Below are 25,518 nucleotides of genomic sequence, written 5' to 3'. Positions count from 1 at the left end.
ACAGACATCATGGCATCCGACAAGAATCCTCAGGCCCAGCAGCCTGCTCCGGCCAGAAAGGCCCCTGAACCGCCTCCACCGGAGGAGGGGATTCCGCCGTGGATGGCGACTTTTGCCGACATGGTCACGTTGTTGCTGTGCTTTTTCGTTCTTCTTCTTTCCTTTACCACGCAGGACATCAAGAACTTCAAGATTCTCATGGGTGCCATTCAGGAGTCCATGGGTGTGCAGAAGGACGAAATGGTCACAAACATTCCCTATGCACAAACCAAGCTCACATTCGAGGACAGGAAGGCCGAGAACCGGCAACTTGTCGAGATAGGCGTGCGTCTCAAAGAGTACATACGGGCCAAGGACCTGACAAAGACCGCAAGAGTCAGCAACGAAAAATCCGGTGTGATGTTCCGTGTGAGCAACTCAGCGCTGTTTCCGAAAGGGTCCGCCGAGCTCAACCGGTCGGAGGCCGAACGTATTCTTGGCGGCGTCATCGAGGTGTTGCAGGAGCGCGAATCCTATAATTGCGTGATTCGCGGGCATACGGACGGGGAAAGACCTACTTCCGGGGTCTTCCGTTCCAATTGGGAGCTTTCCGCGGCAAGGGCGGCCGCATGTCTGCGCTGGATCGTCGAACACTCGGGCCTTGATCCGGACCGGCTCAAAGCCGTGGGATACGCCAGCGCAAAACCAATCCTTCCCAGTACCACCGAAGCCAACCGCCGCATTAACCGGCGTGTGGATTTTTTCATTCTTCCCGACAATTATCGTACCTGGTAGCCATCTACCGATCTTTCCATACAAGCTGCCTTTACTGTGCTGCCGTTTCTTTGCTATCAGCCTGTACGGGCCTGCAGCGTGCTGCCGCACACCAAGGCGGGACACCTCGGTAACGCGGGCTCGATACCATGGGGGGATTCATGAAAGACCACAACCTCGCCATCGTGGGGCTCGGCAGGGTTGGAACCGCATTTCTGGAACAGCTTCTGGACAAGCAGGACGAACGTATCGGCATCCGCTGTGTCATAGAACCCGACGATACGGCGGGCAAGCTGTTGGCGCGGGAAAACGGCATTGAGATAGTGGACGTGGATGAGCTGGTGGAGATGGGCATGTCCATCGATGTCGTGTTCGATTTTACCGGTGATGTCGCCTTTCGTCCGATGCTTGAAGGCAAGCTGGCGAGCGTGCACAACTCCCATACTTCCGTTTGCAATTCCAATATTGCACGATTCATCTGGGCGCTGATGTCCGATGACTGTCTGCCGGAGGTGCACGGTTCCAAGTATCAGGCTCTGGCCGACATGCTGCTTGAACGCGGTATGGAAGGAGAAGACCTGCCTTCAGTCAAGGCATCTCAAGAGTCCTGAACCGCCCGTTCTCGACTTTAAGAATGTAAACGGGGCGTTTGACGTCCCCGTACTCGTCAAGATCGAAGGTTCCCGTAACGCCGGGAACCTTCAGCATGGGAGCGAGGTTGCGGGGCAGGGCGTCAGGGTCTCCCCCGGCTTTTTCCAGACCGGTAGCCACCACGAGCATTGCATCGTAGGCCCGCGCCGCCGCAAAGCCGGGCCGAATGCCGAACCTTTTCTTGAAACGCTTTACGAAATCCAGAAAATCCGGGTGGCTGTTGTCATCCGTGTAGCTTATTGCCGAGATGACTCCTTCGGCCGCCTGTCCTGCCTGCTTGATCATGCCGGGGGTAACGGCCCATGAACTCATGACAAGCATCGTGTCTGGAAAGCGTGGCCTGAACGCCTTGGCGAATTCTGCGAAATCGTGTGCTGACGCGGCCAGAACCACGGCGTCGGGACGAGTTCGCTCAACGCCGTGGATGAGCTGTTTGATCCAGTGGTTGTCCCGAGCTGAAAACTGCATCCGTCCGATTATCTTGCCGTCATCGTTTTGGAAGCTCGTGGCAATGGCATCGTTGACCGTGAAGGTATAGTCGGAATTGTCGATGTCTTCCGCAAGCAGGAGACTGCGCACGTCCGTATGGGTGAAGAGGAAGGTGGACAGTCCTGCTGCCCACTCCGTGTTCTCCGGTTGAACCCTGAAGAACAGGTCCTTGATCCCGGTCAGGTGGGGTGTTGATACGGTGGGGGAGATGTAGGGTATGCCGTGTTGTTTCATGAGCGGCAGGGTGGCCATGGCAACGGAGCTTGTCATGTGCCCGATGATGGCGCATACATCCGCTTCCGCAAGTTCCATGTCCGCCTTGACCGCGCCGGAGCGCGTCCCTTCGTCGTCGCGCACGATGAGTTTGACCGGGCGCCCCATGATGCCTCCACGGGCGTTGAGGGTCTCCACTGCCAACAGAACCCCCATCTCTCCCTGTCTGCCCATTTCCGCGTAGTGTCCGCTCAATGGGGCGGAAAAGCCTATTCTGAACTCGCTTTCTCCGCAGCCTGCGAGAAAGGTCATCAGCATGAGAAAAAGGACTTTGGGCAAGCGGACCATCAACATCTTCCCCTTAAAGAATGAAAAACTGGCTCCATATATACCAAGTTAGCTTCAAATGAGGTCATTTTGCAATTATTGTCGTGAGATGTCCGATTGCAATTGTTGGTCAATTGTGCTCTAGTTGCTAACGTTTCAGGTGTATTTACACGAAGATGGGCGGTAACCCTTGCGTACTCGATTTCATGGCCGATTTCTTTTTGCGGTGGCGCTCGCATTCGCCTGTGTTGCACTCGCAGGGCCGTCAATGGCGAAGTCCTATCTGTTCAAAGGGGATGAGCAGTATCCCCCGTATGAATTTTTAGACGAGGACGGACTGCCAAGAGGGTTCAATATCGACATCATCAAGGCAATTGCCAGGGTGATGGATCTGGATATCCGTATTGAACTCGACCAATGGAGTCAGGTTCGCAAAGAGCTGGAAAGCCGTCGCGTCGATGGCGTGACCGGGATGTTCTACTCCAAATCCCGTAACCGTCTCGTCAACTTTTCCACCCCCCAGTTGGTTCTTTCCCACGCCATTTTCGTACGTGAAGGCTCTGAAATCCACAGTCTCGACGATGTCGTCGGCAAGGAGATCGTTGTCCAGCTCGGCGATATCATGCACGATTATCTGATCAGCCGGGATATCGCGGGAGCGATTATTTCCGTGGCCAATCAGGAGGATGCCCTGCGGCTTCTGGCTTCGGGCAGGCATGATTGCGCGTTGTTGGTGAAGCTTCAGGGTGAATATCTGGTCCGCAAACTCGGGCTGACAACGCTTTCATCCGTTGGTGCGCCCATCGAACCGAGGAAATACTGCATTGCAGTGAACCGCGACGAACCCATGCTCCTGGCCCGCATTAATGAGGGCATGTCCATCATCAAGGAATCCGGCGAGTACGACCAGATATATGACAAATGGTTCGGAGTGACCGGCGAGGTTGCTAAGCGGCCTCTGGATGTCTGGGCGGCGTACGGTTGGTATATCGTGGTCGGAGTCGGTGTCGGACTGTGCCTGCTCGCTGCGGTCATAGTGCTCTCGCGAATGCTGATGCGAAAGAAACGTGAGTTGCAAAGCCGTCTTCAGGAGTGCAGCCGTGCGGAGGAGGCGCTTGTTGAAAGCGAAAAAATGCATCGCAAACTCATTGAAAGTGCTTCCGAAGGATACTGGCTGGTGGACGACAACCATCGTACAGTGGATGTGAACCGCAAACTTACGGAAATGCTCGGCTATGATCGCAGCGAGATGCTCGGACGCAACTTTGAGGACTTCGTGGAGCCTTCCGATGTGGATCGTTATTACGATCAGGTGGAACTGATTACCGTCCAGAACGAGCGGGTCTACGAACTGAGCTTCCGCCGCAGCGACGGCTCCGTGCTCCAGAGTATCGTCAGTGCCGCTACGCTTGAAATGGCTGAAGGGGGACCGCCTCACTCCTTTGCGTTTATCACCGATATCTCGGAGCGTAAGCAGGCCGAGGAAGAGTTGAAGAGGCTGAACCAGACCCTCATATACATTTTCGATTCCATTGAAGCAGGGATATCGGTCATCGACCCTGCTACCCGGGAACCGCTTTTCCTCAATAAACGTATGCTGACTCTGTCCCATGGCGAGGACGGAGCCAAAGAGCTTATTGAACGATGGAAAGGGCACATACAGGAAGCAAGTACAAGTGCGCGGCAGACGCGCTGGGAGGACTTCGTAAGCGGCCACAAGGAGTTTGTCCTGAACAAGGCGGCTTCGTCCAACTGGATTGATGGTCGGCAGGTGGTTATCCTGCTTACGTTCGATATCACCGAAAGAAAGCGCATGGAGCGTGAGGTCATTCTTGCCAAGGAGGCGGCGGAGAGCGCCAATACGGCCAAGGGTGAGTTCCTTGCCAACATGAGCCACGAAATCCGCACGCCCCTGAACGGTGTGATGGGTATGCTTCAGCTCATTAAATCCACCGAGTTGAACAATGAACAGGGCGAATACATCAATACGGCCCTCTCCTCCTGCAAAAGCCTGTTGCGCGTTCTCAGCGATATTCTTGACTTCTCCAAGGTGGACGCCGGGAAGCTCGAAATAGAGGAGGACGTGTTCGACCTTGCCGAACTGCTCAATGATGTCGGCAGCGTTTTCAGGCAGCAGGCCGGAGACAAGGGTGTATTCCTCGACTGGGAGACCGTGGACGATCGTCCCGCTACGTTTGTGGGCGACGCGGGGCGGATTCGCCAGATCCTGATCAACCTGATCGGCAACGCGCTCAAATTTACGAACCATGGGCAGATTACGTTTGAAGCCTATTCACTCAAGAGGCGCGCACCCGACGGCTCGGCACGTATCTTCTTCCGTGTGTCCGACACAGGCATGGGAATACCCGACAGTATGCTCGATGTGGTTTTCAGAGCCTTTTCCCAAGTGGACGGGTCGTACTCGCGGCGCTATCAGGGAGCCGGGCTCGGGCTTGGCATCGTGCGCAAGCTGGTGACGCTCATGGGCGGTAATATCTGCATTTCAAGCCGCATGGGGCAGGGCACGGATGTGTTCTTCACGGTGAACGTCAAGCCTGCGCATCGAAGCGCCGTTGAAGAGGAAGACATGCAGTCCGAGCAGGAACCGGCTTCCTCTGCCCCGGAAGAGGGTATCAGGATTCTCGTGGTGGAGGACGAGCGCGTGAATAGCTTCATGGCCAAACGTCTGCTGGAGAAGGAAGGATTTGTGGTGCAGGTGGCAACAAACGGTCAGGAAGCAGTGGAACGGCTCCAGAGCGAGAGGTATCACTGCATTCTCATGGACATCCAGATGCCCGTGATGGATGGAATGTCGGCCACGAGCATCATTCGCGACGAGAGCAGCGATGTTCTGGACCATGAGGTGCCCATCATCGCCATGACGGCGCACGCCATGAAGGGGGACAAGGAAGAGTTCATTCGGGTCGGCATGAACGGATATATAGCCAAGCCCGTGGACAAGGACTCCCTGTTACTCGAAATAGCCCGTGTCAGGTCCCTGCTGCACTGAAAGACCGTGTTGGTTTGAGGTATTAAAAAAGCCCCGGCAGAGCCGGGGCTTTTTTTGCTGCGAGAGTTATTCGATGGGAATACTTTTCTTTTCATGGTGCTCGACCTTCAGCCGAGGCATGGTCACGGTCAGAATGCCGTTTTTGAAATTGGCCTTGACGCCTTCACGGTCGGCGTCGTCCGGAAGGTCCAGTACGCGCTGGAAAGAGCCGTAACGCCTTTCAACGCGATAGTATCCTTCTTCTTCAGTCTTTTCTTCCTGTTTTTTCTCGCCCTTGATGACCAGATTGTTTCCCATCAGATCAATCTTCACATCCTGCTCATCAATGCCCGGCAGTTCCACGGTGACGGTGTAGTCCTTTTCGGAACCGACGATATCCACTTTGGGCTTGAACACGTCGCTTCCTCCGAAGAAGGAGTGGCGGTTGAACCCCCGGAAAGCGGAGTCGAACAGTCGGTCCACCTCATCATGCAGGCTTTTGAGAGGGTTGGAGGTATGCGGTTCCACCTCGCTTGTGCGGGCTGGCATGGACTGTTCCTGCTCTTCTTCCTTTTTCAACCAGTTCCACGGATTGAGCTTCGTCATATCCATTGACTCCCTCCTTGGGTTTGGTGTGTCTTCACATTTACCAATAAAAAGGATTGCCTTTTTGTCAATGGGGAAGGCTGGAGCAGATTCAAACAATAATGTCGTTCAGCTCAAGTTGACGGGATGTGGGTGTGTGCGTAAGGAGATAAAATGAGGAACTGCATAAAACAAATCGTGGCGGCACTTGTCCTTTCGCTACTCCCGGTGCTGGCTAACGCTCAGGGACCGGTTTCCGAGGTGCGTGGCGGAATCTACTCCCATGATATCGACTTCGTCAGCTTCAACCGCGAGGATGGTGTCGATCTGAACGCCGAAGTGTTGTTCGAGGCTCCAGATATCCTCCAATCTCTTTGGTCTCCCCGCCCTCATGTCGGGGCGACGGTCAATACTGAAGGGAATACTTCCTTTTATTACGGAGGATTCACCTGGGAGTGGGATTTCCTCGATAATTATTTTGTGGACGCCAATCTCGGCGGTGCATTGCATGACGGAAGAAACGTTACGGATGACCCGGATCGGAAATCCATGGGGTCGGATGTCCTGTTCCGTCTTGGAGCCGCCTTGGGGTACCGCCTGAACGAGAACTACAATATATCCTTGCAGGTGGAACATTATTCCAATGCCGGAACAGGCGCCGCCAATGAGGGACTCGACACCCTCGGGCTTCGCGTTGGCTACAGATTTTAACATCCTTTTACCGGGAGCGTTCCATGAAAAAAATGCTCGGTATTGCAATCCTTTTGTTTTGCGTCTGTGCTTTTGTTCAACCGTCCTTCGCCGGATGGGCGGATGTCATGGACAAGGCGACGGATCTTTACGAGGACTCCACCTCGGATAAAGGGGCTGCAGGCAGTGATCTGAGCCGCTCAGAGATTGTACAGGGGCTTCGCGCCGCGCTGGAAAAAGCGGCAAAGGCGTCGGTGGATTTCCTCGGGCAAAAGAGGGGATACCTTGATAATCCGGAAGTCCGAATCCCGATGCCGGAAAGTCTCGGCACAGTCGAGAGTGCATTGCGGCTTGCAGGCCAGGAGGAGCTTGCCGATTCATTCGTCAAGAGCATGAACCGCGCTGCGGAGAGGGCTGTTCCCGAAACGCTGGATATCTTCAAGCAGACGGTGAAGGATATGAGCTTCAAGGATGCACGGGGCATTCTTGAGGGTGACGATACGGCCGCGACCGACTTCTTCAGGCGTAATGCCTCGGACGGGTTGAGAGAGCGTATACGGCCCATCGTTTCCGAGGCCATGGACTCGGTCAATGTCACGCGATACTATTCCCAAATGACTTCGGCAGCCCGCATGGCCGGTTTCGGCGGGAGCGGTGTTGACCTTCAGGGATATGTGACCGAGGAAGCCATGGATGGCCTGTTCCTGATAATGGAGCGAGAGGAGCGCAGTATCCGCAAGGACCCTGTCGCGCGGACTTCCGAGATTCTCAAGAAAGTGTTCGGCAGGTAGGAAAGCCGCCCTTGGGTCGGTTCCCATCTGGCATTATTTCAAAAAATGACCTCCGGTTTCATCGTAGGATGCGAGCCGGAGGTCTGTTGCGAAACAGCGTGTAAGGATTGTTGATATGGACGAACTCTCTTTGCTGGTGGATCTGCACCGAAAGGGATTGAGGCAGGGCCCGGGAGGGGAGGCTGAAACAAGGCTGGCTCTGTCCCTTGCCGGGCTTGATAGCGCAAAACCTCTAAACGTTGCGGATATAGGATGTGGCACGGGTGCGTCCACCATTCAGCTTGCTCAGACGCTGAATGCCAATATCGTTGCCGTTGATTTTCTGCCGGAATTTCTGGAGGAATTGCAGGAGAAGGCAAAAAGAGAGGGCGTTGAAGGAAGCATCACCACTTTGAACTGCTCCATGGACGCTCTTGCGTTTTCGCAGGACCAGTTTGACGTAATCTGGTCCGAGGGGGCCGTTTACAACATGGGTTTTGAGGCAGGCGTGGCGGCTTGGCGTCCTTTCTTGAAAACTGGCGGAAAGCTGGTTGTCTCCGAGATCACGTGGCTTACCGGGGACCGGCCAGCCGAGCTGCAATCATATTGGGAAAGTGAGTACCCTGAAATTGCTCCTGCTTCGGCCAAGATCGAAGTGCTCGAAAGGCACGGCTACAGCTTGGAGGGATTCTTTGTCCTTCCCAGGAGTTGCTGGACCGAGAATTACTATCAGCCATTGGCAGCCAACTTCGATGCCTTTCTTGAGCGGCATGATTACAGTGAATCTGCCAAGAAGGTTGTCGCGATGGAAATGCAAGAGATCGCCCTGTACGAACAGTACAGCGACTTTTACGGTTACGGTGTCTATGTGGCCCGAAAGCTGTAGCTGGAGAGCGTGAACCGCACCGGAGTATGCTTGCTGCAAACAGACCGCTGCCTCGTCCCATCTCACGCACCGACACCGACAGTACCCATAAGACTTGTCCACCTTTCACCACACGTACATGGCGTGTGTAAGAAGTGTGTAAGTGATGGATACGCGAAAAGAGCAGGATTGCTCCTGCTCTGATAACGCTCTGAAATGGTGGTAGGAAGTGTCCTTCTGGTGGAGGCGGGGGGAAGAGGACATTTGCCCTTTCGTACCTACCTCATTTGAAGGTAATTCGTACACGATTTCAAAGGGCTATGAGCAGGTCGGCTTGTTCGCCTTTTCCGCGTATCAGCCTCAAATTGTGCAAGTCCTGTGTAAGATATTTGGGCGGGAGTTGGCAAGTATCAGGTAGCACCATGTCTAGGGGCCTTGGATAAAATGCTCAAAAATATCTGAGAGGGCATGTACGAAATGATGAGTAGGGCTCATTCCCCCATAGGGTCTCTTTTTTCCTAAAAGAAAAATAAACTGCAAGATCCCTTACCATTTTCAGAGGCCGCGAGGCAAAATGTCTGCAGCCCTATGCGTTCTACGTCTTCTCCTCTTTGGGCTACTTGTATGCTTTGACTATGCACCTCACGGCACTAAATTGGTTAATGTGCTGCGTAGGATAATCACCTGAAGAATATAGTGATCCAAACTTGCTTACCTGTCCTGCCTATTAAGCTGCAACTTTTGCTGTCACGCAATAAAATTGCTAGTGTTATTTTTTAGTGCATAGCAATGAGCGTTCGACATTTGAAAGTGTTTCATGATTCTATTCAGCCACACAATTATTTCCACGCCAAGTAACCCGATTGATATAGCCATTCACAATCTCAAAAGTAATGGTGCAGGATAAGTTCACTGGGACAGAAGGAGTGCCGCCGTAGGAGTCCGTGTAGATTGTGTTTCCAATAACTGTACTCTGATAGCTAGGGTTTGTTCCTGGAATAACGGCAGTTCGGGAGTTGGCATAGGTAAGATATTTTACTCCACCAGATTCATACACCCTGTGTGGTGGGCCATACTGCGATAGTAATTTGGACTCAGGTTGGTTGACCCAAGTTTCCATGTTTTTTTGGAACTTTTCAGCGGTAGCACATCCTGACACAAAGAAGGCCAGAGTAAATAATAGGTATAGAGAATAGCTTGTCTTCACGTTGGCCCCTCCCCGACGTAGTTGATTAAGTTGATTTATCGTACAAGGTGATAGATTTTTACATCTAGTCGTGAGGTCGTGTCCAGTGAAAACAGCGTAAAAATTAGGAATGATAAACATTGTGTGTGGCTATGTGTCAGTTTTATGGAGTTGCTTGTCTAATGGAGAGCTACTTTTTGGACCTTGGTATAACTTAATCTAGTGTTCCATTTTATGGATTTGTCTAGATAATAATACCCTCTACCCTGTCCAACAAGCTACACCTTTCTTTACTCTCTGGTCGGACCTTGGCAAAGCAGTCTTCACCGTGTGTAGAAAGGCTGTTTTTGAATTGTTTGACATGGTGTCTATTTAAGTCTATAAGGTTTGTAGACACACGCGCGCACGCACTCACTCACTGAGGCAGACAAAGAGAGACAGAAAAAGGGAGGAGCTATACATGACCGCCGCTACCACCCCAAGGAAAGGCCAGAACATCGGATACGTCAGGGTAAGCACGGTAGTACAGAACACCGAACGTCAGCTTGAGAAGGTAGAACTTGATAGGGTCTTTGAGGAAAAGGCCAGTGCAAAGGATACAAAGCGGCCTCAGCTTCAAGAGTGTATGAAGTACGTCAGAGAAGGGGATACTCTCCACGTTCACAGCATAGACCGTCTGGCCCGTAATCTTCAGGACTTGGAATCGATCGTGAATACCCTGAATGGAAAAGGGGTACACGTTCACTTCCACAAAGAGGGATTGACGTTCACTGGTGAGGATAATCCTACCCAAACCCTCTACTTTCAAACCATAGGTGCTGTAGCGCAATTCGAGAGATCAATCATTAAAGAAAGGCAGAGAGAAGGTATTGCTCAAGCACAGAGCAAAGGTATTCACTGCGGACGCAAGTCTAAACTCACCGCAAATCAGGTTCAAAAGATCAGGGAAAGACTCTCTGAGGGGGCCACAAAAAAGGCTCTAGCGGAAGAGTATGGAGTGACAAGACAGACTTTGTATTTAGCACTCAGGAGCAATGGATAGGATACTGTCCTACACTTAAACCATAAGTCAGGGATTCAACGCAAAGGTGGTAGCTTTGTACCTATCTGCGTAGCTGTTGCAGAGATTTGATTTGATCTTACATTGAAAACTGTCTTCAAATTTGCGCTGTAAGCTTTTGTGATTTCCTTTTCGACATAGGGTCTGCCTCGAACACAAAAGTCCAACACAGCCAATCCTCGAAAGTCTCATGGGTATGTGGGCTGTAGCTGAGGGGAGGGAGTGCGCCTGTGAAGTCCTTGCTGAGTTGAATCTACCCTTCTCAGTTGCAGGAGCTGTAGTCTACTGGGTTGAAGCAATGGCTCGTGATGAAGGGAAGGCCGTGAAGAAGTGGCAGCAGAAGGCCCTTGATCGTGAACTCAAGATTTTCGCTGATAACGTAGTAAATCCAATGGGTTACACAGGGAAAAGAGGGCGTAAGGGTAGAGCAAGAAAGCCCTCTTTTATAGGCCGTCGCAACTAGCTGAAATCACTCGGATAATTTCGCCCCCTCATCTTAGGAGGAAAGGGACCCTCAGGAAACTGTTATATGTATAGTGTATGTGTAGTTTCTATGTGTAGTCTCTATGTGAAGGTATAGCAGTAAGTGTAGGTATAGTCCTGTCCTTCTGTTATACCTTCACTCTCTACCCTCTATCTATGCTTATTAAGATTCTATACCTGTAGTGGTGTGCGTAGTTGCTCTGTCTAGCCTCTCTATCTAGCCCTCTGTAGCTGATCTGTACCCTTACTACCTCTACCCAAAACAATCCCACTACTACCAAAGGGAGAACAGCAGCGGCAACGGCAACGTCGGCAACGGTGAGATGGTAGGTAGGTGGGCAGTAACGTAGAACCTTCAAATTTGCTCTGTGTTGCCTTGGGATTCTTTAGACGAGCTAGTAGTCCAGATTTGAGACAGGATTGATTGTGAGGCAAATGTGGAAGCCTCACGCAGGACTGTTTTCTCTCTCTCTCTCTGTGTATGCATTAATCTGCTTTTGGTAGTAGTAAAGTGTTAAAATCTTAACACTCGTCCTTTGCCAGTATAGAGAGAGGGTAGTCACCTTCTTTTCTCTTTCTCTCGCTTGCTAAGTCTTATTCGTCGTTACAGCCCATCAATCCCACCACCACATATATTTTCTCAGTAGAGGATAGGTATTTTCACAGTACCTTCCTCTATTTTTTTCGATTCCCGACCAATCGAGTAGGGATTAATTCGTGCTCACACACAAAAGTGACTTCCTCTGTTTTTTTCAATTCCACAGACTGATTGTGTCGGGATTTATGTTGTTCATGCGTCACAAATAGCCTCAGTTGTTTTCTTCTTCAGACTTCCTTATCGCACTCACCTCAACAGCCTCAACAGCCTCAGCAGCAGAGTGAAAGAGAGGGAGAGAGGTAGCCTGTGAAGCTATACGCAAAGCAGGACTGTACTACGCACCTACATTCCGCTGTGAACTGGCAGGGGACTACGATGTAGGAAACTCTTGGAAGGAGACACATTAAAACAATGAAAACACGAACCGAAAAACTGCCCGCCCCTGCTACGTTCGAACCCTTTGAACTCGTCATTACCATCGAGTCGGAGGAGGAACTGGTAGAACTCTGGCATCGCTTCAATGTAAACTACAACTCCAATTATAAGTGGTACGACTTCAAGAAAGGTCCGAGATGCGGCTTCTTGGTGTGGAAGACTTTGGACAAACAGGCCACAAAGCTTGGTGTCGCAGTAGGAGTAGAGGAGGCGGCACTCTAATGAATATGAACAACAACACAAGACACAACAACAAGAAGATCGACACGTTCTACTTCAATGAAGCAAACAGGAATCTCCGTGTTGTAGTTGGTAAGGATGATGGAGAGCCTTGGTTTGTGGCGAAGGATGTGTGTGAGATGCTTGGGACTGAAACCCGTGATATCCGTAAGGTGCTTGATGTTGATGAGGTGGATACTATCCACATTGGGAATCGTGGAGGCCGCCAATCCCTCATCATCAACGAATCCGGCCTCTACTCTCTGATCTTGCGCTCCCGCAAGCCCGAGGCCAAACGTTTCAAGAAGTGGGTAACCTCTGAGGTGCTGCCGTCCATTCGCAAGAACGGAGGGTACGTTTCGCCCTCAGCTACCCCGTCCCAGTTGGATATCCTTGAAGGTCAGCTCAATGCGCTTCGTCACTTGGAAGAACGTACACGTGAACAGGAGCAGCGGATTGAAGAGGTAGAACACAAGTTCCATCATAACGGATGTGAACCCGGCTACATGTCCGTTGCCAAGGCCCATCAGAAGTACGGATTCGCGATGGTAAGGCCGATCTTCAACAAGGTCTTGGAAGAACTGGGCGTAGAGCTGAAGCCTTTTTCCTATACTGTGCCGTACACGGATAAGCCTTGTGTGGCAGATAGTGTTCATGTGTTGGCTGGATAGACGAAAGAAAAGGCACTGATTGCGCGGGTAGAGGTAGTCTTGGCAGCGTTGTAGCAAACGCCTTTTTCAACTCCTTCTACCCGCACGACCAATGCCTCTCATATATATAAGACGAGTCACAGGATGGATTGCTTCTCTTTGTGTGTGCGTGCGTGAGCCTATTTGTGGGCTTCTCTTCCTCTCCCTCTGAGGCTGTTGTAGAAGTATTCAATGTCTCTCTCAGAGTAGTTTTCTACGACTCCATCCATCTCTAAGATTTCCTCTTTGGTATGGCCCACGTAGTGATGAATCTTCCGGTGCATACGCTCTGACCAATCCACTACCTTGTCCCTGATTTCTTCCCATTCCGTGAGCATGGCCTTGAACTCTTTTCCTACCCGCTCTCTTTCCTCTTGTGATTGGAGGGTAGGCAGGTCCATCAGGAATGAGATGTCAATGTGCGCACCGGGAAGGACTTGCTCTGAATGGCTTTCTCCATCCCATACAGAGAACACGCCTACGCTTTTCTCTGAAACGTCAGCGTGGAGGTATTTACCGTCCTGTGCATGGATGATGATTTCTTGCTGTTGCCGCATTGTGATAGTCTCCTTGCTTTGAATTGTACTTGCAAAGAGTCGAGGGCTAGCACAAACAAAACTTATACATCAACAACGAACTATACATGTTTTGCAAATATATAAAAAACGACATGTTCAAACCATCTTTTTTACTAAATCAAGGCTGTAGATTAGTAAAAAACATCATGTTCTAGTCTTTTTTTACTGCCTGAAACTTCAGATCGTACTAACCCACTTTGAACCTGTTAAATGATCTAGCGGAATCGTCCTGTGGAATGTGATCTTCGATACGATCTCATCTAGAACAAGCTGAGGCTCATACCTTTTACCGTATCTCCCCATCGTCATGGATTGAGTAGAGTGCCCATCGAACTCGTGTAGGAGTTGAGCGTCTACCCGCTGTTGCTTCAGGTGATTGATGAGCGTGTGCCGGAAGCTATGAAAGTCTTTTTTCCCTTCCCTCTCTAGGTCGGATACAATCCCGCACTTGTTCTTGTAGCCTTGTTTTGTGGAGCTATTCCCATTGAACCATCTGCTGATCGTCTGTGCATAGCCATCCCTGCCTTTCTTGATCTCAGGGAAAAGCCTTACCTCCTTCTGGTCTTTGAGAGATTGGACGTACTCGGGTAGCCGAAGGTCAACAGCGAGGAATGAATGGATAGGTATCAGGCGTTTCGCATTAACCGTTTTCAGCTTCTTGTCTGGTCCATTCGCGTTGATATCGAAGACCCAGATACCATCCTGTTGGCGTATGTCCTCAAGGTGAAGCTGTGCGATCTCGTTCTGCCTCATACCCGTGAATAGAGCTATTAGGGGAGTCCAGAACTGGTATGGGTATTTGTGCTGGTCCTCGGCATACTCTGGTGAATGGAAGAGTCTGTGAAGGTCGCTTTCATCAAAGACTGCTCTCAGTTCATCGTCCCTACGCTTCTGAGGAAGTTCCATACCTTCAGCCGGATTCATGTTCATCCAACCGTTCTTTACGGCGTACTTGAACAGGGTAGCTAGACGATTCAAATACTTGTTGATCGTGTTTGTACTCATGGGCTTTTCAATGTCCATCTGAAGTAGCTCATGAATACCTTTGTCCCTGTACTTTGGGGACTTTTTCATGTTGGCAGGGAGTTTTTGGAGAGCGGTTTTGTACTCCCTGATGCGAGGGTAGGTGATGCGGTCAACGGTTATGTCGTTCCCTGCGAAGTCTAGGAACAGCTGATAGCAGGAGAGGTTTTCAGCTTCGGACTTTGGGGACCATCTTTCAGCTTTGACTTGTTCTTGTCTGAACTCTTCTATGACCTTGGAAAGAGGGGTAGACTTACCTTCGTCTGAGGCGGGAGTAGTGGCGAGAATGCTTTTATCTACTTGCCCTTGTTCATCTTTGGCCGCATGAGCCTGATGGTGGGAGTGGGGTGATGATTGCTGTGGTTGCGTGGTCAGCTCTTGTTCAAGCTCGTCTGCCTGATCGTATCTACCTCTCTCTTTGAGCCTGATTACATCAAGAGCGCGAAGCTGCGTCCTGAGCATTTCACGGCAAAGTAGATTGTAGGTCGCTGAACCTTTCTCAATGTCGGTAATGGAGTGCTCTTCAAGGTAGTAGTCTACGAGTTTGACTGCCCGATCGTACTTCCCTTCTTCAAGCTCACGAATATGAAGCTCGTAAGCCTCAATGATTCCGGGGTTGTCATACTCATAGTTCCCCGTGGCGGGATCGATTGGCCTACGCCTTAAGCCTGAAGCTCTGTCTACCTCGTCCTCCAGAAGTATTTCCTTCAGGTGCGCTTGCATCATCCTCTGAAGGTCGGTGCGAGTGTATTTGCTCATATCCTTTCTATCTCCGTTGCCATTGCCACAGTCGCTACAGCAAGCCCGAAGGCTCTGGAATAGGTGACTGGTTGCTTTGCCCATGCGGGTAGCCAAGCTCCGGGCAGCGTGTCTTTGAGTCGTGCGAAGAGAGTACCTTATTTCCTTCAAGCCAAGTCGTTGGCGAAGGTCTTTGGGCACCATTCTTCTGAAACAATATGAATAAGGATTACGGACAAGATAGGTTCCACCACACTCGGCAGCTGCGACACCGACAGTACCCATAAGACTTGCCCACCTTTAACCACACGTACATGGAGTGTGTAAGAAGTGTGTAAGTGTTGGATACGCGAAAAGAGCAGGATTGCTCCTGCTCTGATAACGCTCTGAAATGGTGGTAGGAAGTGTCCTTCTGGTGGAGGCGGGGGGAGTCGAACCCCCGTCCGAGAATGCTCCACTCAAGGCGTCTACAGGTTTAGGATCGGAATCAGTATTCGCCCGTCGGGTTGCACCGACCCATGCGGCCGACGGACTAGCCTTCCTAAGTGTTTCACATCAAAGGCGAAAGGCGAACGTTTGATGCTAGCCCCATGAATTGACGATTCAGCCTGCTTATGAGGCGTCAGCAAGTGAATCGTGACTGTCTAATGCAGTCAGTTGCAACTCTGCCTAAGCAGCCATTGCGTATTCGTAGTCATTGTTGGCACTTGTGTGCTTGGCCGTTTTTTACGAGGCCACGGCCAACCTCGACCTGCAACCTTGGCTTCAACCATCCCCGTCGAAACCAGAGCGCCCCCATTTCAAAGAACCTTTCGGATTACTCAATGATATAATCACACTTCATCCTTTGGCAAGGGAAGAAGCCAGAAATATCTTGAAATAAAGAAAAAGGCCCGCCTGAGCGGGCCTGAATCTTCATGTGGTAGCGGGGAGAGGACTTGAACCTCCGACTCTGCGGATATGAGCCGCATGCTCTGACCAACTGAGCTACCCCGCCACATCTGTGCGCCGAAGCGGGTGACTGTTTATCGCTTCTACACTGCCTTGGCAAGGGAAAAGTTGAGGTTTTCTCAATTTTTTTATGAACCCAGGTACAAAAGCACCAGTCCGGCAAGCACAAGTCGGTAGATTGCAAAAGGTCTCAATGTCATGCGGCCCAGAAGGAATATGAAGCTCTTGACCGCTAGCCATGCCGAAACGAATGACACCCCGAATCCGATGCTAAGAAAGAGCAGGTCGTCCACGCTGAACAGGTGCATGTTTTTCAGAAAGTCATATCCGGTTGCGGCAAACATGATGGGCACCGCCGCAATGAAGGAGTATTCCGCAGCAGTCTTGCGCTCGGCACCGAGGATCATGCCGCCCATGATGGTTGCCGCGGAACGGGAAAAACCCGGCCAGAGGGCCAGACACTGGAAGAAGCCGATGCCGAGGGCGAGGGTGGGGGTGATGGCGTCCAGCCCCGTGACCTTGTTCCGCTTGGGAAGCTGCTCCACAAGGAAGATCAGAATTGCGCCAACGCCAAGCGCCCACGCCACGGTTTGAGGTCCGAAGAGGTAGGTCTTGATCGCACTGTGTGCCGCCAGTCCCAGCAGTGACGCCGGTATGGATGTAAGGATCAACAACTTGATGCCCCGCATGCCGGAAAACGCGTGTGCCGGGTCGTGCCGGAGCAGGCCCGTGAACTTGGACCAGTAGAGCTGCACCACCGCGAGAATGGCGCCGAGCTGGATCACGATGTCGAACGTCTCGGCCTTGGGGCCGGTGAAGTCGAGCAGGTGACCGGCGATGATCAGGTGGCCGGTGCTGGATACGGGAAGAAATTCCGTAAGACCTTCAACGATGCCGAGAATTACCGCTACATACCATTCTGCCATGAACAGTCCGCTGTTGGATGATTATCAGGAGGGGGCAAAACCAGTCTTTGTGGGACTATACCATGGTGTGGGTTCTTGCAAGCCCATGGCAGGTGGTGTACTCCTTCCTCAAACCGCGTGTGCGGAACACCCGGAGGTGTATTGAACATGTCGACCATCATGCCCAAAAGCGAACTGGCTCGTAAGGCCGTCAAATGGATCTGCGAACAGATGGAGCAGTCTGAAAAGCCTCTGCCTCAGCTGATCGAGGATGCCGCCATGCGCTACAACCTCGGACCGGTCGATGTGGAATTCCTGCTCCGGTTTTTCAAGGATAAAAAGGACTGATCCGAAACGGTGAAGCTCGCCCATCGTCTTATCTTCAAGGAACTCGCGGTCACGTTTACCCTGAGCGTTTCAACGCTTCTGGGAGTCCTGCTCATGGGCAGGATGATCCAGTTGCGTGAACTGCTCATGGGACACGACCTCGGTTTTCTGGACCTCATGAAGCTGTTTTTCTTCATGAGCCCGTACTTCATGCTGCTCATTGCGCCGATCGCCTGTATGCTATCGGTGTTTCTGACGTTTTTACGGATGAGTTCCGATAATGAGCTTACCGCGCTCAAGGCCGGGGGCGTCAGCCTGTACCGCTTGGCGCCGCCTGTGATTTTTTTCTGCATTGCGTGCACCGCCGCCACCTATTTCATCTCGTTTCACGGAATATCCTGGGGCATGAACAACTTCCGCAGCTCTGTTGTGGAGTTTGCGCGCACCAAATCGCGTTTCGCCATTCAGCCGGGCGTATTCAACCGCGACTTCCCCAACCTGACCTTTTACGCCAAGAATACCAACCCGGAAACGGGCGAACTCATGGATCTTTTCGTTCGCGACTCCACTGTCGAGGACGCTCCGGTCATCATCATGGCGCCGTACGGCAAGATCACCACCAAGCCGGATGAGGGCATCATGGAGGTCGCCTTCCGCAACGGCCGGATATTCCGCCGCGGCAAAGGGGAACTCAATGTCCTGAGTTTCCGAAATTATACGGTGCGGGTGCCCATCGCCATGCTCATCGGCGGCAAGTTTTTCGACTCTTCACGCATCAGTGAACAGTCCGTGGCGACGTTGCAGCGGATGAAGAATAATCCGAGCGAAAAACTGCTCCGCGACGAGAACCGCTGGAGAAAGGTTCATAACGAGCTGGCCAAGCGCTACAGTCTGCCGTTCGGGTGCTTCGTGCTCGGCCTCTTTGCCATGCCCGTGGCCTGCGTTTTTCGCGGTTTGAACCAACAGTACGGCCTGTCGCTGTCGTTGGGGCTGTTTCTGGTCTATTACACGCTCTTTTCCATAGGTTCGAGCCTTGGCGAATCCGGCGTTGCGCCACCCACAGTGCTGCAATGGATTCCAAACGTGCTCTTCCTCGTCATCGGTCTTGTTCTGCTGCGCTACACGAATCTGGAGCGCGTGCCGTCGGTGCTTGAACGCATCATGCATATCAAGGCAAGGCGGGCGGAGTCATGAGGCCGCGTTTTGGAGTTCTTGCCGGTTACATGGTCAAGCAGAACCTGTTCCTGCTGTTCATGTGTCTTGCCGTGGGCATCGGCATCTATCTCCTGATCGATACCTTCGACCGGCTTGACGACTTTCTCGAAGCCGGACTGGGTGCGGAGACGATCCTCTATTACTTTGCGGTGAAGCTGCCGGTGATCGTTTCCCAGATTCTGCCTGCGGTGTTCCTGCTGTCTGTCGTGGTGCAGTTGTGCATAATGGCGCGCAATCGGGAGTTGACGGCATTGCGAGCAGGGGGCGTGTCCCCGGCCTGGTTCTTTTGGTTCTTCCTGTTTTATGGAATCCTCTGGAGTATGCTTCAGTTCGGATTCTCGCAGTATATCGGCATGTTCGGCCAGATGGAAGCGCATCGTGTCTGGAAGGAGGACGTGCGCGACAGGCAAATCGACGAACTGAAGGTCGGCAATGTCTGGTTTCGTGACGGGACGTTCATCGTTCATGCTGAAGAGGCGTGGCCTTCACGCAGCAGGGCGTCGGACGTGACGGTATACGAACTGGCTCCGGACACCCAGCGTCTTATTCGGATCATCACGGCATCCAAGGCGCTTGTGGACGAAAACGGTTGGGGGCTTCTGGAGGTGCAGGAGCTCGACGTACGCAATTACGACACCGAACAGCGCAAATCGCAGTTCCTGTCCGTGCGGCAGAACCTGCGATCATTCGTGGTGGCTGACAAGAGCGGCGACAAAAGCCGTCTTCCCATCTGGCAACTCGGCGAGGTCATTCGGGAACTGCAGAACTCCGGTTCCAATGTGGAGAGTTTGCAGACCGCATGGCACGCGCGCTTTTCCTATGCATTCGCTATCATGACCATGGCGCTGCTTGGCCTGGCAGTGACGACGTTCACGGAAAAGCCGCACATCGGCGTCGCCCTGTCGCTGTTGTGCATCTTCATATTTTATGGGGTCTACATGGTGGGGCAGGCAGCCGGTCAGGAAGGGATTCTGCCGCCCGTCATGGGGGCGTGGCTGGCCAACGCAGTCTTCTTTGCCCTGACGACCTTGCGGCTGGCCTGGGTTTCGGACAGACGTGTTCGCCGGTACATTGCCCGAAAAGTTCTGGGCAGGGGCCGCGGCAGGGTTTAGCCCAGCGCGGCCTCGGCCAGCAGGTCGAAGAGTTTTTCGCGGTTCATCCCGGTCTTGCTGGAAAAGAGCAGCGGCTTCCTGTCGGTCTGCATCATGTCCGCCCACTGCTTCTGCACATTGGCCCGGTCGCGCTGCTTGCACTTGTCGGCCTTGGTCATCACGGGGATTACCGGCATTTTGATGCTTCTGAGGTAGCTGATGAGCTCCATGTCGATCTTCTGAGGCGGAAGACGCGAGTCCAGTAGCACCACTACGCCGCGCAGTTGCTTGCAGCCACTGATGTAGGCCTCGATGAGGCGTCCCCATTTGGCACGCTCCGTCTTGGACGTCTTGGCGTAGCCGTACCCCGGCAGATCCACCAGATAGTAGCTTTCCGGGTGGACGAGGTAATAGTTCAGGCTGCGTGTCTTGCCCGGCTTGGAGCTGATCTTGGCAAGGCTCTTGCGTCCGGCGAGGTTGTTGATGAGCGAGGATTTGCCCACGTTGGAGCGTCCGGCGAGCGCGATCTGCGGCTCGTCGAACTCCTCGATCTGGTCGCTTTCATACGCGGTTTTGACTAATTCGATATAACGGTTCATAACGTCCTTGTTGTTTCGGCTGCGATGCGGGTGCTATGTCGCTTTTTCGCAGTCCGGAGTCAAGACCGCATCAGGAGAGGCTCATCCATGGCGAAAAAGAAGATTCTGGTTCTCAACGGCCCCAACCTCGGCCACATAGGAAAACGTCAGCCCGAAGTCTATGGTTCCGAAACCATGGAAGATCTCGGGAAGATCCTTGACGGCCTGATGGGGGAGAAGGCATCCGAAATCGAACTGGAATACTACCAGTCCAACTCGGAAGGCGCACTCATTGATCGTCTGGAAAAGGCGCGCGAGGATAAAGTTTCCGGCGTTGCCTTCAATGCCGGGGCGTATACGCACACAAGCCTTGCCATTGCGGACTGCCTTGCATGGATTGGCGTGCCGTGCGTGGAAGTGCACATCAGCAACATCTGGGCGCGGACCGATCAGCCGCTTCGACAGCAGAGCCTCATGGGGGCCAGCTGTATCGGAGTGATTGCCGGATTCGGCATTATGAGCTATGCCATGGCGGTTCAGGCGCTGCTTGACCATATTTCCAGTCAGGAAGAATAATCGCATCAACATTCCCGGAGGGGAACAAACGTACATCCGGAGAGCGTATGTACTCCACTACCGACTTCAAGAACGGTCTCAAGATCGAGCTGGACGGCAAACCTTACGAAATCATTCAGCATCAGCACCACAAACCCGGCAAGGGCGGTGCGGTGATGCGCACGAAACTGCGTCAGCTCATGACCGGTCAGATCCTTGAAAAGACCTTCCGTTCCGGCGAAAAGGTCAAAAAGCCGGATATGTCTCATCAGGACATGCAGTTCATCTACAAGGACGGCGACGATTTCGTTTTCATGAACCTTGAAGACTACGATCAGTTGCAGGTCCCGGCCGATGCCGTGGGCGACAAGGGCGGATTCATCAAGGAAGGCGATACCATCAAGGTGCTGTTGTACAACGGACAGCTCATCGGCGTCGATCTGCCTGCCTCCGTGGTTCTTGAAGTAGCCGAGACCGACCCGGGCGTGCAGGGTGACCGTGTTTCCGGCGCCACCAAGCCCGCAGTGCTGGAAACCGGCAAGACCGTTCAGGTTCCGCTTTTCATCAACCCCGGCGACAAGGTCAAGATCGATACCCGCAGTAACGATTATCTCGGCCGCGAATAGCCGCCGGGCTTGCGATCATGCGTGATGATCGGCTAAAAGGGCCGTGGAACGTCTTTGTTCCGCGGCCCATCTCATTGAAGAGGAATTCCTTGCATGGCGAAAGCGAAAGCTACCAAAGCGAATAAGCCGGAGGGCAAAGGCCACGGCCGTGAAATGCGCGGGCTGTTCCTTCTGGCCTTTGCCGCGTTTCTCGCGGTCGCTCTGTGGAGCTTCGATCCGTCGGATCCGAGCTTCAACCAGGCCGTCACGCCGCATGGCGTATCAAATATGGCGGGCATCGCCGGAGCTTATGCGGCCGGTCTTCTTGTGGACATCTTCGGTGCCGGGGCATGGTTCTGGCCGCTCCTGACGCTGTATGCCGGACTGTCCCGTTTCATCCGCCGCATACGGATTCGTCCGGTACAGTGGCTGGGTGTGGTCGGCCTGTATGTTTCCTACCTCGGATGGGCATGTCATCCCTGGCTGTTCGACGTGCCCGAGAACGCATACGGCTTCATCGGTGCGGGGTATATCGGTCGAGAGATCATCACCGGCTTCGTCCTTCAGTGGCTCAGTCCTGCGGGAAGCCTCATCTGTTGGTTGTTTCTTTCTCTCGTCTCGCTTCAGTTGGTCATTGGATTCAGCTGGAAAAAACTTTTCCTCATCCTTGCAGCGGGCCTTGCCGGAGTGATCGAGGCCATGCGCGAGCGTGCGGCCATCCAGCGTGAACGCCTTCAGGCAAAGAAACTTGCACGGCAACAGGCCAAGGCCGATGCCGAAGCCGCCCGTGAGGCCGAGGCGGAGACTGCGGACGATGAAGACGATCTTCCACCGTTTCTGCCCGACCCGCTTGAAGAGCCGGTCGAGCCCAAGCCTGTGAAGGAGCCTGCGCCCGAAAAGAAAAAAAAGGCCGCTCCCGCTCCTGCGCCCAAGCCCAAGCCGCGCAAGGACGCAGGGGGCGACGAACTGCCCAGCACGGACCTGCTGACACCGCCGAGCGATACTCGTGTCAGGGTGGACCGTTCCACGCTCGACGCGCTTGCCGAGCGCCTCATGGCCTGTCTTGCCGATTTCAATGTGCAGGGTGAGGTGCAGCAGGTGGTCCCCGGTCCCGTGGTGACCATGTTTGAGTTCAAGCCTGCTCCCGGCATCAAGGTTAGCAAAATCGAAAACCTGACCGATGACATCGCCCTTGCGCTCAAGGCCATGTCCGTGCGCATTGAGGCGCCGATCCCGGGCAAGGATACCGTGGGTATCGAGATTCCCAACGACAATCGGGAAACCGTCTACCTGCGCGAGATTTTCGAGGCTCCCGAGTTTGAGAAGAGCAACTCTCTTCTGACGCTGGCGCTGGGGAAGGACATCCACGGCGAAGTGAAGGTCGCGGATCTGGCCAAGATGCCGCATCTTCTCGTGGCCGGTGCCACCGGCGCGGGCAAGAGCGTGGGAATCAACAGTTTTCTGCTGAGCCTTTTGTACAAGGCCGGCCCGGATCAGGTGAAGCTGCTTCTGGTGGACCCCAAGCGCATCGAACTGGCTCCCTATGCCAAGCTGCCCCATCTGGTGCACCCCGTGGTGACGGAGATGAATCTGGCCAAAAGCGCGCTGGAGTGGGCGGTTCACGAAATGGATTGCCGCTACGAGAGCATGGCGCGCATGGGCTCCCGCAACATCGAAGGGTACAATGCGAAACTCGCGGCGCTTGGTGATGACAGACCGGAAGGCACCGAAGCGCTCAAGCCCATGCCGTACCTCGTCATCATCATCGACGAGCTTGCCGACCTGATGATGACCGCCGCCAAGGACGTCGAGCAGTCCATCGTCCGGCTGGCACAGCTGGCCCGCGCGGCAGGAATCCATATGGTGCTGGCGACCCAGCGGCCGAGCGTGGACGTTGTCACCGGCCTCATCAAAGCAAACTTCCCCACGCGCATCTCCTTTTCGGTCACCTCCAAGTTCGACTCTCGCACCATCCTCGACAACGTGGGTGCGGAAAAGCTCCTTGGCAGGGGCGACATGCTCTTCAAGCCCTCCGGCGCAAAGCTCAAGCGCATGCACGGAGCGTTCGTGGACGAGACGGAAATTGCGCACGTGGTGGATTTCTGGGAGCGTCGGGAATCGCAGGAGTTCGAGCTGGACTTTAACGAATGGGGCAAGGACTCCGGCAATGGCGGCTCTTTCGACGGCGCCGATTCCGGTGATCAGATTTACGACGAGGCGGTACAGTTCGTGCTGGAACAGGGCAAGGCCTCCATCTCCCTGCTACAGCGCAGGTTCCGCATCGGCTTCAATCGTGCGGCGCGTTACATTGAACAGATGGAAATGGACGGACTGCTCGGACCGCAGGAAGGCAGTAGGCCCCGAAAAGTCATCAAGCCGGAATAACGGGAGAAGATATGATCACGATACGACCGAGATTGGCCGTGGTGCTCTTGGCCGCAGTGCTGGCCATCAGCGTTGCCACGCCGGGAATGGCGCAGGACAGCCGGAACATCACCGACCGTATCCAGAAGCGCTACGATACGCTGGAAACCTTTCAGGGACGCTTCGAGCAGGTGCTCACCAACGCGGCGACCCGCCAGTCCGAGACGCGGACCGGGTACATCTGGTATCGCCAGCCGTCGCTGGTTCGCTGGGTCACCATGGAGCCTGAAAAGGAAGTTCTGGTGATCGGCGAGGATGTGGCCTGGGATTACTTCGAGGAAGACCTGACCGCCTTCAAGTACAGCGTGGAAGGACTGCTCGACTCCAAGACCATCCTTCGCTTCATCTCCGGCAAGGCCAACCTTCAGGAAGACTTTCTCGTGAAGACCCAGTGGGTTGGTGAAGAAGAGGTCCGCAAGGAATGGGGCGATGAACTGACCATCCTCCAGCTGACCCCCAAGGAACCCGAGCCGGGGATGGTTCAGGCCTATATCGGTGTCGAGCCGGAAACCGCGCTGTTGCGCCGCATTCTGATTGTGGATTTCATGGGCAACGCCAATGACGTGTCCCTTCTTGACGTGGAAGTGGACCGGGAGATTCCTGAGTCCAAATTCGCGTTCACGCCGCCCGAGAACGTGGTGGTCGAGGACAACACCGCGGGATACTAGGCATCCCGCATCAGCTATTGAGTCCAACGGCGGCGCGGAGCTCCTTGAGTTCTGCGCCGTCGATGTATTTCCACTTGCCGACGGGGAGCCTGCCGATTTCCAGAGGGCCCTGACGCACTCTTTTCAGCCGCAGGATCGTCAGGTCCAGATCGCGGCACATCCTGCGAATCTGACGGTTTATGCCTTGATGCAGCGTCATGATCATCATCTGCTTGCCGTCTTTGGGCGGCTTAACGCTGATCTTGACGGGCGCAAGCTTCTCGCCTTCCTCCAGCGTCATGCCGGATTCCATGGTCTTGATGGCATCGCCCGGTATCAGACCGCGCACCGTTACCGCATAGTCCTTCGGCAGGTGGTAGCGAGGGTGCGTGAGGCGGTGGCAGAGGTCGCCGTCGGTCGTCAGCAGAAGCAGTCCTTCGGAGAAGAAGTCCAGACGGCCAACCGGGAACGGGCGCTTCGCCTTGATGTCATTGGGAAGCAGATCCATCACGGTCTTGCGGCCCTGAGGGTCGCTGGCGGTCGTCACCACGCGGGTGGGCTTGTTGAGCATGATGGTTACGTTGCTTTCGGGTGGTGTGCCTACCGGCTTGCCGTCCACGAGCACTTTATCGCTGCCCGGGGTGACCTTGACGCCCGGAGACTCCGCCACTTCGCCGTTGACGCTCACCCGACCGGAAAAAACCAGATCGTCCGCGCCGCGTCGGGAGGCGATGCCGTTCATTGCAAGATATTTATTCAGCCTGATGGGATCGTTGGATTCGCTCATGCGCGCAAGGTGCACCGGAACCGCGGGAAGGGCAAGCTTTAATGAGAAGAGGCGCTCCGAATCGCTTCGAAACGCCTCGCGGGGATGGCTGA

General features: G+C 53.6%; 24 protein-coding genes, 1 tRNA gene, 1 other RNA gene and 1 pseudogene. 17 read left to right on the top strand and 10 right to left on the bottom strand.

Translation table 11 applies throughout. The features are described from left to right. Positions 1-9: 9 nt before the first annotated feature. Together B149_RS17070 and B149_RS17065 are read left to right on the top strand one after the other, a co-directional pair. Positions 10-774, top strand: coding sequence for an OmpA/MotB family protein (locus tag B149_RS17070; RefSeq protein WP_040372670.1), 765 nt, complete (start codon positions 10-12; stop codon positions 772-774). Positions 775-914: 140 nt separating this feature from the next. Further along, positions 915-1,364, top strand: coding sequence for a hypothetical protein (locus tag B149_RS17065; protein WP_018125248.1), 450 nt, complete (start codon positions 915-917; stop codon positions 1,362-1,364). On the opposite strand, the gene B149_RS0111185 is transcribed toward B149_RS17065, so the two are convergent. After that, positions 1,342-2,454 (bottom strand): ABC transporter substrate-binding protein, encoded by a 1,113-nt coding sequence (locus tag B149_RS0111185; RefSeq protein WP_018125247.1) that lies wholly within the window; start codon positions 2,452-2,454, stop codon positions 1,342-1,344. The two genes, B149_RS17065 and B149_RS0111185, sit on opposite strands and share 23 nt — an antisense overlap. A 247-nt stretch (positions 2,455-2,701) precedes the next feature. Here B149_RS0111185 and B149_RS18000 point away from each other — a divergent pair, with 247 nt between their 5' ends. Continuing rightward, on the top strand, positions 2,702-5,443 hold the full coding sequence (locus tag B149_RS18000) for a transporter substrate-binding domain-containing protein (RefSeq protein ID WP_018125246.1): 2,742 nt from the start codon (positions 2,702-2,704) through the stop codon (positions 5,441-5,443). A 66-nt stretch (positions 5,444-5,509) separates the two neighbouring features. Here B149_RS18000 and B149_RS0111175 read toward each other — a convergent pair whose 3' ends face one another. Next, positions 5,510-6,034 carry an Hsp20/alpha crystallin family protein gene (locus tag B149_RS0111175; RefSeq protein WP_018125245.1) on the bottom strand — a complete coding sequence of 175 codons (525 nt, stop codon included), beginning with the start codon at positions 6,032-6,034 and terminating at the stop codon, positions 5,510-5,512. A gap of 147 nt (positions 6,035-6,181) precedes the next feature. On the opposite strand from B149_RS0111175, the gene B149_RS0111170 reads away from it, so the two are divergent. From B149_RS0111170 to B149_RS17995, 7 genes are all read left to right on the top strand, one after another. Next, positions 6,182-6,718: an acyloxyacyl hydrolase gene (locus B149_RS0111170; RefSeq protein ID WP_018125244.1), complete on the top strand. Its 537-nt coding sequence runs from the start codon at positions 6,182-6,184 to the stop codon at positions 6,716-6,718. A 107-nt stretch (positions 6,719-6,825) separates the two neighbouring features. Further along, positions 6,826-7,488: a DUF4197 domain-containing protein gene (locus tag B149_RS17055; RefSeq protein ID WP_169332917.1), complete on the top strand. Its 663-nt coding sequence runs from the start codon at positions 6,826-6,828 to the stop codon at positions 7,486-7,488. A gap of 115 nt (positions 7,489-7,603) precedes the next feature. Next, entirely contained in the window at positions 7,604-8,353 is a 750-nt protein-coding gene (locus B149_RS0111160) for a class I SAM-dependent methyltransferase (protein ID WP_018125242.1), read from the top strand. A gap of 1,625 nt (positions 8,354-9,978) precedes the next feature. Continuing rightward, on the top strand, positions 9,979-10,560 hold the full coding sequence (locus B149_RS0111155; protein WP_018125241.1) for a recombinase family protein: 582 nt from the start codon (positions 9,979-9,981) through the stop codon (positions 10,558-10,560). 208 nt (positions 10,561-10,768) lie between these two features. Further along, entirely contained in the window at positions 10,769-11,041 is a 273-nt protein-coding gene (locus B149_RS18570; protein ID WP_018125240.1) for a hypothetical protein, read from the top strand. A gap of 1,029 nt (positions 11,042-12,070) precedes the next feature. After that, entirely contained in the window at positions 12,071-12,316 is a 246-nt protein-coding gene (locus B149_RS0111145; RefSeq protein ID WP_018125239.1) for a hypothetical protein, read from the top strand. Then, the gene (locus tag B149_RS17995; protein WP_018125238.1) at positions 12,316-12,984 is read left to right on the top strand and encodes a BRO-N domain-containing protein; all 669 of its coding nucleotides are present in this window, start codon (positions 12,316-12,318) and stop codon (positions 12,982-12,984) included. The genes B149_RS0111145 and B149_RS17995 overlap by 1 nt, the downstream gene beginning before the upstream one ends. A gap of 158 nt (positions 12,985-13,142) precedes the next feature. Here the strand turns inward: B149_RS17995 and B149_RS0111135 are convergent, their stop codons facing one another. The 6 genes and pseudogenes from B149_RS0111135 to B149_RS0111120 form a co-directional block, all read right to left on the bottom strand. After that, entirely contained in the window at positions 13,143-13,559 is a 417-nt protein-coding gene (locus B149_RS0111135) for a hypothetical protein (RefSeq protein WP_018125237.1), read from the bottom strand. Between the two features lie 198 nt (positions 13,560-13,757). After that, positions 13,758-15,362, bottom strand: a complete 1,605-nt coding sequence (locus B149_RS0111130; RefSeq protein WP_018125236.1) for a site-specific integrase — start codon at positions 15,360-15,362, stop codon at positions 13,758-13,760. 57 nt (positions 15,363-15,419) lie between these two features. Beyond that, positions 15,420-15,626 (bottom strand): annotated as a pseudogene (locus tag B149_RS18985) (DUF6538 domain-containing protein); the annotation flags it as partial. Between the two features lie 128 nt (positions 15,627-15,754). After that, positions 15,755-16,138: a transfer-messenger RNA gene (gene ssrA / locus B149_RS18345) on the bottom strand. 123 nt (positions 16,139-16,261) lie between these two features. Further along, positions 16,262-16,338, bottom strand: a tRNA-Met gene (locus B149_RS0111125). An 82-nt stretch (positions 16,339-16,420) separates the two neighbouring features. After that, positions 16,421-17,218 (bottom strand): undecaprenyl-diphosphate phosphatase, encoded by a 798-nt coding sequence (locus B149_RS0111120; RefSeq protein ID WP_018125235.1) that lies wholly within the window; start codon positions 17,216-17,218, stop codon positions 16,421-16,423. 147 nt (positions 17,219-17,365) lie between these two features. Here B149_RS0111120 and B149_RS0111115 point away from each other — a divergent pair, with 147 nt between their 5' ends. From B149_RS0111115 to B149_RS0111105, 3 genes are read left to right on the top strand one after another with little or no spacing between them, the layout of a single operon-like run. Further along, positions 17,366-17,545, top strand: coding sequence for a hypothetical protein (locus B149_RS0111115; RefSeq protein ID WP_018125234.1), 180 nt, complete (start codon positions 17,366-17,368; stop codon positions 17,543-17,545). A 9-nt stretch (positions 17,546-17,554) separates the two neighbouring features. After that, positions 17,555-18,718 (top strand): LPS export ABC transporter permease LptF, encoded by a 1,164-nt coding sequence (gene lptF / locus B149_RS0111110; protein WP_018125233.1) that lies wholly within the window; start codon positions 17,555-17,557, stop codon positions 18,716-18,718. After that, positions 18,715-19,851, top strand: coding sequence for an LptF/LptG family permease (locus B149_RS0111105; protein ID WP_018125232.1), 1,137 nt, complete (start codon positions 18,715-18,717; stop codon positions 19,849-19,851). Before lptF ends, B149_RS0111105 begins: the two co-directional genes overlap by 4 nt. On the opposite strand, the gene yihA is transcribed toward B149_RS0111105, so the two are convergent. Next, positions 19,848-20,429 (bottom strand): ribosome biogenesis GTP-binding protein YihA/YsxC, encoded by a 582-nt coding sequence (gene yihA / locus B149_RS0111100; protein WP_018125231.1) that lies wholly within the window; start codon positions 20,427-20,429, stop codon positions 19,848-19,850. The two genes, B149_RS0111105 and yihA, sit on opposite strands and share 4 nt — an antisense overlap. 87 nt (positions 20,430-20,516) lie before the next feature. Between yihA and B149_RS0111095 the strand changes: the two genes are divergently transcribed. The 4 genes from B149_RS0111095 (at position 20,517) to lolA (ending at position 24,660) form a co-directional block, all read left to right on the top strand. Continuing rightward, entirely contained in the window at positions 20,517-20,984 is a 468-nt protein-coding gene (locus B149_RS0111095; protein WP_018125230.1) for a type II 3-dehydroquinate dehydratase, read from the top strand. A 47-nt stretch (positions 20,985-21,031) separates the two neighbouring features. Next, positions 21,032-21,589, top strand: a complete 558-nt coding sequence (gene efp / locus B149_RS0111090; RefSeq protein ID WP_018125229.1) for an elongation factor P — start codon at positions 21,032-21,034, stop codon at positions 21,587-21,589. 93 nt (positions 21,590-21,682) lie between these two features. After that, the gene (locus tag B149_RS0111085) at positions 21,683-23,953 is read left to right on the top strand and encodes a DNA translocase FtsK (RefSeq protein WP_018125228.1); all 2,271 of its coding nucleotides are present in this window, start codon (positions 21,683-21,685) and stop codon (positions 23,951-23,953) included. Between the two features lie 11 nt (positions 23,954-23,964). Beyond that, the gene (lolA, locus tag B149_RS0111080; protein WP_040372667.1) at positions 23,965-24,660 is read left to right on the top strand and encodes an outer membrane lipoprotein periplasmic chaperone LolA; all 696 of its coding nucleotides are present in this window, start codon (positions 23,965-23,967) and stop codon (positions 24,658-24,660) included. Positions 24,661-24,670: 10 nt separating this feature from the next. Here the strand turns inward: lolA and B149_RS0111075 are convergent, their stop codons facing one another. Further along, complete coding sequence (locus B149_RS0111075) at positions 24,671-25,426, bottom strand: pseudouridine synthase (protein ID WP_018125226.1); 756 nt, start codon at positions 25,424-25,426, stop codon at positions 24,671-24,673. Positions 25,427-25,518: the final 92 nt, after the last annotated feature.

Source organism: Desulfovibrio oxyclinae DSM 11498 (assembly GCF_000375485.1).
GTDB classification, from domain to species: domain Bacteria; phylum Desulfobacterota; class Desulfovibrionia; order Desulfovibrionales; family Desulfovibrionaceae; genus Pseudodesulfovibrio; species Pseudodesulfovibrio oxyclinae.
Note: the sequence above shows the minus strand (reverse complement) of the source record. Positions and strands in the feature narration are given on the sequence as shown.

What these genes read in the sequence shown, in the direction of transcription:
- B149_RS0111185 (WP_018125247.1), bottom strand. Translation starts at nt 2,454, where the DNA reads ATGGTCCGCTTGCCCAAAGTCCTTTTTCTCATGCTGATGACCTTTCTC.
- B149_RS0111120 (WP_018125235.1), bottom strand. Translation starts at nt 17,218, where the DNA reads ATGGCAGAATGGTATGTAGCGGTAATTCTCGGCATCGTTGAAGGTCTT.
- lolA (WP_040372667.1), top strand. Translation starts at nt 23,965, where the DNA reads ATGATCACGATACGACCGAGATTGGCCGTGGTGCTCTTGGCCGCAGTG.
- B149_RS0111170 (WP_018125244.1), top strand. Translation starts at nt 6,182, where the DNA reads ATGAGGAACTGCATAAAACAAATCGTGGCGGCACTTGTCCTTTCGCTA.
- B149_RS17055 (WP_169332917.1), top strand. Translation starts at nt 6,826, where the DNA reads ATGGACAAGGCGACGGATCTTTACGAGGACTCCACCTCGGATAAAGGG.
- B149_RS18000 (WP_018125246.1), top strand. Translation starts at nt 2,702, where the DNA reads ATGGCGAAGTCCTATCTGTTCAAAGGGGATGAGCAGTATCCCCCGTAT.
- B149_RS0111145 (WP_018125239.1), top strand. Translation starts at nt 12,071, where the DNA reads ATGAAAACACGAACCGAAAAACTGCCCGCCCCTGCTACGTTCGAACCC.
- B149_RS0111105 (WP_018125232.1), top strand. Translation starts at nt 18,715, where the DNA reads ATGAGGCCGCGTTTTGGAGTTCTTGCCGGTTACATGGTCAAGCAGAAC.
- B149_RS0111075 (WP_018125226.1), bottom strand. Translation starts at nt 25,426, where the DNA reads ATGAGCGAATCCAACGATCCCATCAGGCTGAATAAATATCTTGCAATG.
- B149_RS0111095 (WP_018125230.1), top strand. Translation starts at nt 20,517, where the DNA reads ATGGCGAAAAAGAAGATTCTGGTTCTCAACGGCCCCAACCTCGGCCAC.
- B149_RS0111175 (WP_018125245.1), bottom strand. Translation starts at nt 6,034, where the DNA reads ATGGATATGACGAAGCTCAATCCGTGGAACTGGTTGAAAAAGGAAGAA.
- B149_RS0111155 (WP_018125241.1), top strand. Translation starts at nt 9,979, where the DNA reads ATGACCGCCGCTACCACCCCAAGGAAAGGCCAGAACATCGGATACGTC.
- B149_RS0111160 (WP_018125242.1), top strand. Translation starts at nt 7,604, where the DNA reads ATGGACGAACTCTCTTTGCTGGTGGATCTGCACCGAAAGGGATTGAGG.
- B149_RS17070 (WP_040372670.1), top strand. Translation starts at nt 10, where the DNA reads ATGGCATCCGACAAGAATCCTCAGGCCCAGCAGCCTGCTCCGGCCAGA.
- B149_RS0111130 (WP_018125236.1), bottom strand. Translation starts at nt 15,362, where the DNA reads ATGAGCAAATACACTCGCACCGACCTTCAGAGGATGATGCAAGCGCAC.
- B149_RS17995 (WP_018125238.1), top strand. Translation starts at nt 12,316, where the DNA reads ATGAATATGAACAACAACACAAGACACAACAACAAGAAGATCGACACG.
- yihA (WP_018125231.1), bottom strand. Translation starts at nt 20,429, where the DNA reads ATGAACCGTTATATCGAATTAGTCAAAACCGCGTATGAAAGCGACCAG.
- efp (WP_018125229.1), top strand. Translation starts at nt 21,032, where the DNA reads ATGTACTCCACTACCGACTTCAAGAACGGTCTCAAGATCGAGCTGGAC.
- B149_RS17065 (WP_018125248.1), top strand. Translation starts at nt 915, where the DNA reads ATGAAAGACCACAACCTCGCCATCGTGGGGCTCGGCAGGGTTGGAACC.
- B149_RS0111115 (WP_018125234.1), top strand. Translation starts at nt 17,366, where the DNA reads ATGTCGACCATCATGCCCAAAAGCGAACTGGCTCGTAAGGCCGTCAAA.
- B149_RS0111135 (WP_018125237.1), bottom strand. Translation starts at nt 13,559, where the DNA reads ATGCGGCAACAGCAAGAAATCATCATCCATGCACAGGACGGTAAATAC.
- B149_RS0111085 (WP_018125228.1), top strand. Translation starts at nt 21,683, where the DNA reads ATGGCGAAAGCGAAAGCTACCAAAGCGAATAAGCCGGAGGGCAAAGGC.
- B149_RS18570 (WP_018125240.1), top strand. Translation starts at nt 10,769, where the DNA reads ATGGGTATGTGGGCTGTAGCTGAGGGGAGGGAGTGCGCCTGTGAAGTC.